We start from the raw sequence: 12,815 nt of genomic DNA on the forward strand, positions 1-12,815 counted from the left end.
CCTTCCGAATCCAAAATCCGTGATTTTGAATCCAACTTCACTTTCCAAGGGAAGGAGCTTTTGCTACCTTTAGAAGGTTTGAGTAACTACGCTCGGAATTATGACTAGAGATGAACTTTTCCATATCGCAGAAAACTGGTTCGAGCAACAGAGTTGGTCGCCCTTCCCCTTTCAAAAGGACACCTGGAAAGCATTTCTTCAGGGCAAAAACGGACTCTTAAACGCTCCCACCGGAAGTGGCAAGACCTATGCGCTTTGGTTTCCCATTGTTCTAAATTATATCAAACAGAATCCCGATTATAAGTCCAAACACAAAAAAGGGCTAAAAGCTATTTGGATAACTCCCCTAAGGGCATTATCCCAAGAAATAAGACAATCGGCCGAGCGTGTTGTTACCGATCTGGAAACCCAAATGACGGTAGGAATTCGCTCTGGGGACACCACTACCAAAACCAGGGCAGCGCAAAAAAAACAAATGCCCGATTTACTGATTACCACCCCGGAAAGTTTGCAGCTTCTTTTGGCCACAAAAGGCTATGATAAAATCTTCAAGGACTGCCAGGCGATAGTAGTGGACGAGTGGCATGAAATTCTAGGCACCAAACGGGGAGTGCAAATGGAGCTGGCCCTATCCCGACTCAAAACGATTTCCAAAAAACTTCGTATTTGGGGCATATCGGCTACCATAGGGAATATGGAGCAGGCCCGTGAAGTTTTGTTGGGGCCTGCCTCCAAAGCCTTGGAAAATTCGGTCTTGATCAAGGCAAACCTCAACAAAAAAATAACGGTCAAAAGTATCATCCCCAATAAAATGGAGACCTTCCCATGGCGGGGACACCTTGGACTCCATTTGTTGGAGTATGTAGTCCCCATCATAAAGAACAGCAGGACTACACTACTCTTTACCAATACCCGGAGCCAATGCGAAATTTGGTTTCAGAAGATTCTGGAAAAACATCCGGAGTTTGCCGGTGAAATAGCCATGCACCATGGGAGTATCAACAAGGAAACACGTATTTGGGTAGAGAACGCCATCCGAAACGAAAGCCTTAAAGCGGTGGTATGTACCTCCAGCTTGGACCTTGGGGTTGATTTCGCCCCTGTGGAAACCGTGGTCCAGATTGGCGGGCCCAAAGGGGTTGCCCGCTTTCTACAACGCGCGGGAAGAAGTGGCCACAGACCGGGGAAGGAAAGCGTTATCTATTTTTTGCCCACCCATGCGATTGAACTCATAGAGGCTTCGGCATTACAAAAGGCCGTGAAACACAATACCGTTGAGGACCGTATTCCCTACCTGAATAGTTACGATGTCCTATTGCAATATTTGACCACGTTGGCCATTTCCGATGGGTTTTATCCAAATGAGATTTTCAAGGAAGTATCGGAAACCTTTTGCTATCAGGCAATGAGCGAGGATTATTGGCAATGGCTGTTGAACTTTTTGGTCATGGGAAGCCAAAGCTTGCAATCCTATGATGAGTATAAAAAAGTGGAAATTGAGGAGGACGGCAAATTCAAGGTGAACAACAGGGGCGTAGCCATGCGACACCGATTTCAAATCGGGACCATCGTTGGTGATGTGAACCTTACAGTGAAATATCAAAAGGGTGGCTATATAGGTACTATAGAGGAATACTTCGTATCAAAACTCAATAAGGGCGATGTCTTCACGTTTGCTGGCAGGAATCTGGAATTCATTAGAATAAAGGATATGCAGGTGCATGTAAAAAATTCCAAGAAAAAAACAAGCAAGGTCTCCAGTTGGATGGGCAGCAGGTTGACGCTCTCCGCCCAGATGTCGGAATTACTTCGGAACGAATTGTATAGTTCCGGTGAAGTGATGGAAAACCAATCGGTGGAAATCCGATCCTTAGCCCACATTTTTGAACGACAGCGCAGGGAAAGCATCGTGCCCCAACCCGATGAATTCCTCATTGAAACCTTTAAAAGTAGGGATGGTCACCATGCGGTTTTCTACCCTTTTGAAGGACGTTTCGTCCATGAAGCCATGGGAAGTCTTCTGGGATATCGCATCAGTCTGCTATCCCCCATTACCTTTTCCCTCGCCTTTAACGATTATGGTTTTGAACTGCTTTCGGACAAGCCGATAGATATGCAACAGGTTTTGGACAACAACCTCTTTACGACCGATTTTCTTTTGGACGACCTACAGAAAAGTTTGAATGCCACCGAAATGGCACGAAGAAAGTTCAGGGACATCGCAATCATTAGCGGGATGGTCTTTACCGGCTACCCAAACAAAGGCATCAAAATGAAACACTTACAAAGTAATTCGCAACTCTTGTTCGAAGTTTTTAGGGATTACGAACCGGACAATCTGCTCTTTCAACAGGCCTTTACGGAAACCTTTGAACATCAGCTGGAAGAAGGTCGATTGCGACTTTCCATGGAACGTATAGCGACACAAAAAATCATATGGAAACAGTGTGAAAAGCCAACGCCCTTTGCCTTCCCCTTAATCACCGACCGATTAAGCCGTGAGCGACTTTCCAGTGAAAAGTTGGAGGACCGTATCCGCAGAATGGCGGCCCTATTGATGAAGTAAGACCATTAGCCCCCAGAGGTGGAATCCTTATTTAAACTAGTCCTTTACAGATACATTTACATTTCAATAAATCAAACCCAGATTTGTATTTTTACCCGCATGACCCATCCCATTCAAATTAAAGAGGAATCCTTCCAGTTACATTATTCCGGCGCCTTGTTCTGGGAAAACCAGTCGCTGCTGATGATGAGCGATGTACATCTGGGGAAGATCTCCCATTTTAGGAAGTATGGTGCCGCCGTTCCGCAACACGCCCTTTTAAAAAACTTTGAGACCATGGACGCGGCCATTGCCCAATTTGACCCAAAACACGTGGTATTTATGGGAGATCTCTTTCATTCTTCACTCAACAAGGAATGGGAATTATTTGAAGAATGGGTGGGGCAAAAAATAATTAAGCTCACTTTGGTAGAGGGGAATCATGATATTATATCGCCCGTAAAATACGAAGCCTTGGGCATCACGGTCACACCTGAGTTTTCATTGGGCAACTTTTTTATGACCCACCATCCGGAGGAGCGGGAAGGCCAGTTCAATTTTTCAGGGCATCTACACCCTGCCGTCCGTCTTACCGGACTTGGTAGGCAATCCGTGCGTTTGCGCTGTTTTTACAAATCATCTGTACAGATGATATTACCTGCCATGGGCGAGTTTACAGGATCCCATGCCATGGCGGTTACAAAGGAGTGCGAAGTCTTCGCCATTTTGGGGGATACGGTACTGCCTGTCCAGGTACATGGCCGTAAGTCATAAAATTATTGCAACTCGGCCCAAAATTCCTTCGTTACCGCACATGGACATCCTTTGTTTCCCGTAAGTTTATATAAACAAAAAATCATGAACAAGATCTATGCAGTGCTCAACCTCTTATCGGTCCTACTGGTCATTGGGGTGAACTATATCTCCCAGGCCGTGCGACTGAACGATACCACCATTGGAGAGGTAAGCAACACTTATGACAATCTATTCACTCCCGCCAGCTATGCTTTTTCTATTTGGGGACTGATTTTTTTGGGACTCCTATCATCTGCCATTTTTCAAATCCATCGTGCATTTTTTACTAGAAACTCAACGGAGTTTATAAGTCAAATTGGGTATTGGTTCTGTTTGGCCAATATCTTGAACAGTGCTTGGGTAATTGCCTTTGTTTATGATTATACGGGACTTTCCGTTTTGATCATGCTAGGTATTCTTTTTTCATTGATCAGAATTGTCCTGAACACGAATATGGAACGGTGGGATGCCCCAAAGGAGCTCATTGCCTTTGTTTGGTGGCCTATTTGTCTGTACAGCGGCTGGATCGCCGTGGCGACGATTGCCAATCTATCGGCCTTTCTCACCAAACTTGGATGGACGGGTGCTCCTTTGTCGGAAAGCACTTGGACCATTATACTTGTGGCCGTAGCCACCGCCCTCAATTTATTGATCATAAAAAGACGTTTCATGCGTGAGTTCGCTACCGTAGGTGTCTGGGCCTTGGTCGCAATTGCAGTGAGGCATTGGAAGAATTACCAAGTCATTGCACTCAGCGCCTTGATAGGTGCCTTACTGATTCTTAGCTATATCCTTTGGCAGGGTTTCAATAATAGAAAAAGTAATCCTTTTTATAAAAGTCCCCGAAAACTTTGATTAAAGTATTCCCTTTTTCTAATCAATTGCTTCCATTTTCCTAAACTTATTTTCCGTTATTAATCACATAGGGCCGTCTTCCATTTGTGTCCCCTAAACCAACCGATTATCCTTAAATTCTTTCTAGAAATACAATTCCGTTTTTAAAAGAGGCTATTTTTTACAATATTAAATAGGTTTAATTTTAAGGTGGGCAAAACAGGAAACCAGTGAACAGATTTGTTGTTTGTTTTATTTTTCTAATCGGCATTCAAATAGGTACTTCTCAGGACCTGTTTTTTCAGCATTATGGTCTTGATGAAGGCCTGTCCCAACAGACCATTCGGTGCATTACCAAAACCCGTGATGGTTTTTTATGGCTGGGTACACAGGACGGACTAAACAGGTTCGATGGTAAAAACTTTAAAGTGTACCAGCATAATGAAAACGACCCGCAATCCCTATCGGGAAATTTTATCAATAGGCTGCTAGAAAGTGAGGACGGAACCTTATGGGTCGCCACTGGGGGCAAAGGGGTCTGTTATTACCATCCGGAAACGGACACGTTTAAAAAGGCCCCACTGGAAGATGGGAACTACAACACATTGGCCTTGGATACCGATGGAAACGTTTACACTAATTCCCCCCAGACCGGTCTTACGGTGCTTAAAAAGGACCGTGATTTCGCCCCGGAACATTTTTCGTCCCTTGATAAGATTATCACCTCCATAGCGATAAAAGGGAAAACCATTTTACTGGGCACCAAATCCGGTAACATACTAAAAGGCACTACGGACAATCACAATGAATGGACCATTGGCAATTCTACCTTTCCTGGCAGTATCGAGGAAATTGTCCCCTATCAAAATGAATGGCTCTTAGGTACTTCGCGCGGACTTTATCTGTACAACGAGGTATTGGATACCACCACCTTTCTGAACATTGCCGAGCACGATGCTACCTCCAACGAGGTCTTTTTTATTGAATCCATTTTTAACACCCAAAATCAACTTTATTTGGGAACGGACAACGGTTTTTTCATGCTTGAAGGTTTGGATAAAACCACGGGTAGGTTTGCTTCGGGCAATGTATATAAGGGCGATTTGGAGGACACAAACACGATTACCAGCAACAGGGTGTACGATGTATTGGTGCATGATGAACTTATTTATATCGGCACCAATAATCTGGACATCGCTTCCCAAGGTCTAAATGTCTTTAAAATTATTAACCCGGATACCAAGCCCGCCCTGACCAACAATTATGTCTTTTCCATATTCAAGGATGCCGATTATTTGTTTATCGGTACACGAAAGGGACTTAATTGTATCGATGCCAATGGGGTCGTCCATGTGATCACTGAGGAGAGCACCCAACAACAATTGGCGTACGACGTCATTAGGGGCATGGCCAAGGACGACCATAACAACCTGTGGCTGGCTACTACCAAGGGTGTTTCGGTAATTTCCCTAGATAATTTCAATCCTCAAAAACCAAACATCACATCCTTTTATTTTGACGAAAACGATCAAAGCTCCCTGAGCAACGATAACACCCGGAGTATTTACAAAGACCGTCTTGGGACCATGTGGGTCTGTACTTACGGGGGCGGCCTAAACCGGTTTACGGGCGACCTAAGCCGTAATGAAATCACTTTTGAGAGGTACGGGATGTTGGATGGCGCAACTTCCATCAGTTCCGATTTTGTGTACAACATCGTTCAGGACCAAAAAAATCGGTATTGGATAAGCTCTGAAAATGGTCTTAACCTATTGACTTTCAAAGAAGGTGACTATCAAAACCCCGTTTTTAAAACATATGTTGCCAATGGCAAGGAAGGGGAATTGAAAAACAACAGCGTACTGAACACCTTTTTGGATGCCGAAGGGACACTTTGGGTAGCCACACAAAGCGGTATCGATACATACGATGAACTAACAGATTCCTTTATCCATTTTGGCAAAGCCGAGGGCTTGGGCAATGACTATGTTTACAACATCTTGGAGGATGAGGATGGCATGTTATGGATGAGTACCAACAACGGATTGTTTCGGTTTGATAAAAAACAAAGTAAGTTTACCCACTTTACGGTCAAGGACGGGCTGCAAAGTTCTGAATTCAACCTAGGTGCCCATTTCAACGATACGAAAGAAAATGTACTCTATTTTGGGGGCATCAATGGCTTTAATTCCTTTTCCCCGCGCGATGTTCACCTGCTGGATTGGCAGGGCGACCTTTCCCTCACCTCCCTTAAAATAAAGGATAAAGAGGTGAACCCAATTACGCATCCTAGCGTTTTGGACCTTGGCTTTAGCATAGCAAAAAGGATTACGTTGGACCACGACTCCTTTCCCTGCTATATCCAGTTCACGGATTTTGACTATCGCCCCAATAAAAATACCCAATACCATTATTCCTTTGATGAGGAGGAATGGAACGCCCTTGGCTATAGCAACGAACTTCAACTGCTCCAATTGCCCAAGGGAAAGCATACCTTAAAAATACAAGGTAGTTCTAGGGACGGTTTTTGGCAAAAGGACCCTTTGGAACTGGAAATAGTCGTAATACCACCTTGGTACAACAGTAATCTTGCCTATTTGGCTTATGCGCTGCTACTGCTTGGCTCAGGCTATTTGATGTATCGTTTTCGGTTGCGCCAAAAAATGGCGTACCAGGAGGCAAAACGCCTTAAGGAACTGGACGATGTCAAATCCCGACTCATCACGAACATCACCCACGAATTTAGAACGCCGCTAACCGTAATCCTTGGGTACCTGAACACTTTGAACAGTGAATTGGGGGAGCGGGCAAAAATGAAAATTCCCCTCAATGCCATTGAACAGAACAGTAAAAACCTCTTAAAGTTGGTGAACGAAATGCTGGATCTGGCCAAATTGGAAACCGGCAACCTAAAATTGGACAGGACACCCATAAATCTGGCAACATTTACCCATTATATAGTCCAAAGTTTTGAAAGCCTCGCCCAAAAAAATAATATCCAAATAAAGTATTTTAAAGCCGAAGATTCCATTGTCAGCACGGTGGATACGGAAAAAATGCGTCAAATTTTATTCAATTTGATAAGTAACGCACTCAAGTTTTCGGAACAGGTAAGCACGATCAAAGTGTTGGTGGCCAAAGAGGAAGGTTGGGCGACCATAACGATCCAAGACCAAGGCATGGGCATTCCAAAAGAGGAACTACCGCATATATTCAATAGGTTCTATCGCTCTACCAATACCTCTGCCACAACATCGGGAACAGGTATTGGACTTTCTTTGACCAAAGAGTTGATACACCTCATGGAGGGTACTATTGAAGTGGATTCCATAGAAAACATTGGCACCACTTTTAAAGTAAAGCTACCCCTTTCAAACCTATCCCCAACAGAAGAGGATTATAGTTCGGAAGAAATCCACAATTCGGATTCCGGACAAATGGCACAAGATGCCCAGAGGGAAAAAGAAATCGGCAAAGTAAAAAATGTGCATACGGTTTTGGTTGTTGAGGACAATGCCGATATATCGGCCTACATAGCCTCCAGGTTGGATTCCCAATACCACCTATTGTTTGCCTATAACGGGCAAGAGGGACTGGAAATGGCAAAAAGGGAAATACCGGATATCATACTTACCGATGTAATGATGCCCTTACTGGACGGGTATGAAATGACCAAATTGCTTCAGGAAGATGTAGTAACCGATCATATTCCCATCATCATGCTCACCGCGAAGTCCATGGACGAGGACGTACTTGATGGCTTAAAAAGCGGTGCCGATGCCTATCTGGCCAAACCTTTCAACGAAGCGGAACTAAAGCTTCGAATTTCAAACCTGATCGAAAAAAGAAATCGGTTACAATCCAAATACCAAAATTCCATCTTTCATACACCGAAAAAATCCGATGCCAAATCCGATAAGAACCTACGATTTTTAAACAAGGCCGTTGAACTGATCCATAAAAATCTAGACAATGCCGATTATGACAGCGAGCAGTTGGCCAAGGATATGGCCATGAGCGACTCACAACTCTACAGAAAACTCAAGGCCATCACGGACAGGAGCACAGCTATTTTCATACGCCATGTACGTTTGGAAAAGGCGAAAGAACTGCTCCAAAATTCAGATAAAACGGTTGCAGAGGTTGCTTTTGAAACAGGATTCAACGACCCCAATTGGTTCAGTAAAGCATTCCGGGAAGAATTTGGGCAAAGTCCCACACAATTTCGCAAATAACTTTATATAAGGTATTTACGTTGTTTTTTGCAAAAATACTACCCATGATATTTTGGTGATCGCACAAATAATCGTTCCATTTGCCAAAATAGCCAAGAAGGAATGCACGGCCGTTCCTGACATTTGACCTGAACCAAATAAATAAAAGAAAAAATGAAAACTTCAAGTGTTTTGATCGTGCTACTTCTTATGAATTCCGGTTTCTTGGCAGGGATGTTGGGAACGCAACTTTTGGGCTTTCTTAATCCCTATATAGTGGGGGGAGCGGAACTTCTTTTGGGAATAGCCTATTACGCACACACGGTCGTTAGGGATGTACGTAACTGCTTTGACGTGGACTTCAAATTGTAGTTGTCGCAAAGCATATAAATCCCCATAAAGGAGCTTTTTTGTCCGGTTTGCAGGTTTTTTTAGAAGCCTAAAATCAGCCTATAGCAGTATCCAATGGAAGTGATCTGCGTCCCTTGGTTTCCTTGAAAGGGTAAAAAATCTCACTGGAAAAAATTGCTTGGTAAGCCATCCGGGGTTACTTTTGCCGCAAATTTCTTGGATTGACCAAATCATCCATAGCAACGCTTTATCAACAGTCTCCCAAACTAGGGAAACTGCGGGATGCTATTTCCCAAGTTCAAGATTCGGATGCCCTTGAAAACCCAAGTATTGAACTAAAAGGATTGGCAGGTTCTGCACTATCCTTTGTCCTTGCTGATACGTTCAACAAACAGGAAAGACCGTTTTTGGCCATTTTCAACGACAAGGAGGAGGCCGCCTATTATCTCAACGACCTGGAAAGGATCCTTGGTGAAGAACATGTGCTTTTTTATCCGGGAAGTTATAGAAGGCCCTATCAAATTGAGGAAACGGACAATGCCAATGTACTCCTTAGGGCCGAGGTCTTAAACCGCATCAACTCCCGAAAAAAACCGGCCTTTATAGTTAGCTACCCCGATGCACTTTTTGAAAAAGTACTCACCCGGAAGGAACTGGACAAGAACACCCTAAAGATGAAAGTGGGCGATTCGTTGTCTCTAGATTTTTTGAACGAGGTGCTGTTCGAATATCAGTTCAAACGCGTGGACTTTGTGACCGAACCTGGGGAGTTTTCCGTACGTGGGGGTATCGTGGACGTGTATTCCTTCTCCAATGACGAACCGTACCGCATTGAATTCTTCGGCGATGAGGTCGATAGCATTAGGACCTTCGATGTAGCCACACAGCTATCCATTGACAAGATAAAGACCATAACCATCGTCTCCAATATGGCCAACAAGTTCCTTACGGAACAGCGACAATCCTTCTTGACCTATATTGCGGCGAATACACTGGTATACAGCAAGAATACCGATTTACTTTTTGGTTGCCTCAACGACCTTTTCGAGAAAGCCAAGGAAGCCTTTTCAAAACTCTCGGAGGAGATAAAACACGCCAACCCGGCGGAACTCTTTTTGAGCGGCGCGGCGTTTAAGGAGCAATTGCAGAACTTCACCGTATTAACTACAGATGGCGCCCAAAAAAATCAAAACCAATTTGAGTTCCATACAAAGCCCCAACCCTCTTTCAACAAGAAGTTCGATCTATTGATCGAAAACCTCAACGATTATAGGGACAAAGGCTATACAAATTATATATTTTGCGCAAGCGAACAGCAATCCAAAAGGTTTCAGGACATCTTTGAGGAAATAAACGAAAAAGTACATTACCAGACCCTGGTTTTTCCCTTATATCAAGGATTTGTGGACGACGATCTAAAACTGGTGTGTTATACGGACCATCAAATCTTTGAGCGCTACCACAAGTTCCATATCAAGAACGGATATTCCAAAAAACAGTCCATCACCTTAAAGGAACTTAACAAATTGGAGATTGGGGATTATGTGACCCATATAGACCACGGTATCGGGAAATTTGGGGGACTGCAAAAGATAGATGTGGAGGGCAAAAAACAGGAGGCCATCAAACTCATGTATGGCGAGCGTGATATCCTTTACGTGAGCATCCATTCCCTTCATAAAATATCCAAATTCAACGGCAAGGACGGGGCCGTTCCCAAAATATACAAATTGGGTTCCGGGGCCTGGAAAAAAATCAAGGACAAGACCAAAAACAGGGTCAAGAAAATCGCGTTCGACCTCATCAAGGTATACGCCAAAAGACGCTTGGAAAAAGGATTCCAGTACGCGCCGGACAGTTATTTGCAGAACGAATTGGAGGCTTCCTTTATTTATGAGGACACTCCGGATCAAAGCACGGCCACGGAGGATGTAAAAAAGGACATGGAGAGCGAACGCCCCATGGACCGATTGATCTGTGGCGATGTAGGTTTTGGAAAAACAGAAGTGGCCATACGGGCCGCTTTCAAGGCCGTTGACAATGGTAAACAGGTGGCCGTCTTGGTACCTACCACTATTTTGGCCTTCCAACACCACCGTACGTTTTCAGAGCGGTTGAAGGATATGCCGGTTTCGGTCGATTATCTAAACCGATTTAGAACGGCCAAGGAAAAGAAAGAGACCCTGGTAAATTTGGCTTCCGGCAAGGTGGACATTATCATTGGCACCCATCAATTGGTGAACAAGAACGTAAAATTCAAGGACCTGGGACTGTTGATCGTGGACGAGGAACAGAAATTTGGCGTATCGGTAAAGGACAAGTTAAAATCCATCAAGGAAAATGTGGATGTGCTCACCTTAACGGCCACACCTATTCCTAGGACCTTGCAATTCAGTTTGATGGCCGCCAGGGATCTATCGGTCATCAATACGGCCCCACCCAACCGATATCCCATTGAAAGTCAGGTAATCCGCTTTAACGAAGAGACCGTTAGGGATGCCATTAGCTATGAAATAGAGCGTGGAGGTCAGGTATTCTTTATCCATAACAGAATCGAAAACATCAAGGAGGTAGCGGGCATGATCCAACGATTGGTTCCGGATGCCAAGGTAGGGATAGGCCATGGCCAAATGGACGGTAAAAAATTGGAAACCCTCATGTTGGGCTTTATGAACGGGGAGTTTGACGTACTGGTTTCCACGACCATTGTGGAGAGCGGCCTGGACGTTACCAACGCCAATACCATCTTTATCAACAATGCGAACAATTTTGGACTGAGCGACCTTCACCAAATGCGCGGTCGTGTGGGCCGAGGTAACAAAAAGGCCTTTTGTTATTTCATTACCCCGCCATACGAGGTATTGACCACGGATGCCCGTAAGCGTATCGAGGCACTGGAACAATTTACAGATCTAGGCAGTGGCTTTAACATCGCCATGAAGGATTTGGAAATACGGGGTGCCGGCGATTTATTGGGGGGCGAACAGAGCGGATTCATTAACGAAATCGGCTTTGAAACCTACCAAAAAATACTCGCGGAAGCCATTGAGGAATTGAAGGAGAACGAATTCAAGGAGCTGTATGATGAAGTGGACGGTCCCCACGAAAAAGTGTATGTAAAGGAGACGCAGATAGATTCTGATTTTGAACTCTTGTTCCCCGATGACTACATCAATAACATTACGGAACGGCTGACACTGTATACCGATTTGAACCAGGTAGATGACGAGGATGGACTCCAGAACTTTGAAAAACAATTGATAGACCGTTTTGGGGAACTGCCCCTCCAGGCCGAAGACCTATTGAATTCCGTACGGATCAAATGGATCGCCAATGGCATCGGACTTGAAAAAATAGTAATGAAACAGGGGAAGATGATAGGCTATTTTGTAAGCGACCAGCAATCCGACTTCTATCAAAGCGAGAATTTTACCCGGATATTACAATACGTACAATCCAACCACCAAAAATGTAGGATAAAGGAAAAGCAGACCCGTAACGGGCTCCGTTTGCTCCTGACTTTTGACGGAATTACCAGCGTGGATAAGGCATTACAGGCGATGTTACCCTTTGAAAGAAGGGCTAGAATTGAAAATATCTCAAAATTGGAAGGGCAAAAAGGTGGTTAATCCAAAAAATAGCAATTTTAACAGAATTAACTCCCAGATACAGCCTGATTCAGATACCTTAGCAAAACCGCTAAAACTCTAAATAACCACGTGAAGTTCTTTACATATGACTTTTGATATCTCTGAAAAACTGGCCATCGTAAAGGTTATTGATGCACTTATCCATGCCGATGGTGTTGTGCATGACGGTGAAATAAACGCCTTTGGGAAACTGATGGAGGTTTTGGATTTTGACGCCAACTTTTTGATTCAGGCACGTTTTCTGGAAACCGAACAGAGCATCTCCATGGTTCGTAATTTTTCCCATGAAAAAAGGGAAATGTTGGAGAATCTTATGGAGGAGGTGGCAAAATCAGATGGTTTTGTCCATCAAAAGGAAATTGAAATGATGGAAAATATCCTATCCAATTTCCGATTGGAAATGAAATCTACCAATGTCTAAGTCCA

Annotated in this window: 7 protein-coding genes; all 7 read left to right on the top strand. The window is 44.0% G+C overall.

The window, feature by feature from the left end; genetic code table 11:
- The first annotated feature begins 100 nt into the window (after positions 1 to 100).
- On the top strand, positions 101 to 2,566 hold the full coding sequence (locus FEK29_RS08060; protein ID WP_138257911.1) for a ligase-associated DNA damage response DEXH box helicase: 2,466 nt from the start codon (positions 101 to 103) through the stop codon (positions 2,564 to 2,566).
- 99 nt (positions 2,567 to 2,665) lie between these two features.
- Positions 2,666 to 3,319, top strand: coding sequence for a ligase-associated DNA damage response endonuclease PdeM (gene pdeM / locus FEK29_RS08065; RefSeq protein WP_138257912.1), 654 nt, complete (start codon positions 2,666 to 2,668; stop codon positions 3,317 to 3,319).
- Between the two features lie 84 nt (positions 3,320 to 3,403).
- Positions 3,404 to 4,195 (top strand): tryptophan-rich sensory protein, encoded by a 792-nt coding sequence (locus FEK29_RS08070; RefSeq protein ID WP_138257913.1) that lies wholly within the window; start codon positions 3,404 to 3,406, stop codon positions 4,193 to 4,195.
- A gap of 209 nt (positions 4,196 to 4,404) precedes the next feature.
- Positions 4,405 to 8,409, top strand: a complete 4,005-nt coding sequence (locus FEK29_RS08075; RefSeq protein WP_138257914.1) for a hybrid sensor histidine kinase/response regulator transcription factor — start codon at positions 4,405 to 4,407, stop codon at positions 8,407 to 8,409.
- A gap of 153 nt (positions 8,410 to 8,562) precedes the next feature.
- Complete coding sequence (locus FEK29_RS08080; RefSeq protein ID WP_138257915.1) at positions 8,563 to 8,760, top strand: hypothetical protein; 198 nt, start codon at positions 8,563 to 8,565, stop codon at positions 8,758 to 8,760.
- Positions 8,761 to 8,960: 200 nt separating this feature from the next.
- The gene (gene mfd, locus FEK29_RS08085) at positions 8,961 to 12,368 is read left to right on the top strand and encodes a transcription-repair coupling factor (protein WP_138257916.1); all 3,408 of its coding nucleotides are present in this window, start codon (positions 8,961 to 8,963) and stop codon (positions 12,366 to 12,368) included.
- Between the two features lie 106 nt (positions 12,369 to 12,474).
- Entirely contained in the window at positions 12,475 to 12,810 is a 336-nt protein-coding gene (locus tag FEK29_RS08090; RefSeq protein WP_138257917.1) for a TerB family tellurite resistance protein, read from the top strand.
- Positions 12,811 to 12,815: the final 5 nt, after the last annotated feature.

The organism is Maribacter aurantiacus, from assembly GCF_005780245.1.
Lineage (GTDB): Bacteria > Bacteroidota > Bacteroidia > Flavobacteriales > Flavobacteriaceae > Maribacter > Maribacter flavus.

Excerpts from the sequence above, each read along its gene's own strand:
- FEK29_RS08070 (WP_138257913.1), top strand. The coding sequence starts at position 3,404 with ATGAACAAGATCTATGCAGTGCTCAACCTCTTATCGGTCCTACTGGTC.
- FEK29_RS08080 (WP_138257915.1), top strand. The coding sequence starts at position 8,563 with ATGAAAACTTCAAGTGTTTTGATCGTGCTACTTCTTATGAATTCCGGT.
- FEK29_RS08090 (WP_138257917.1), top strand. The coding sequence starts at position 12,475 with ATGACTTTTGATATCTCTGAAAAACTGGCCATCGTAAAGGTTATTGAT.
- pdeM (WP_138257912.1), top strand. The coding sequence starts at position 2,666 with ATGACCCATCCCATTCAAATTAAAGAGGAATCCTTCCAGTTACATTAT.
- FEK29_RS08060 (WP_138257911.1), top strand. The coding sequence starts at position 101 with ATGACTAGAGATGAACTTTTCCATATCGCAGAAAACTGGTTCGAGCAA.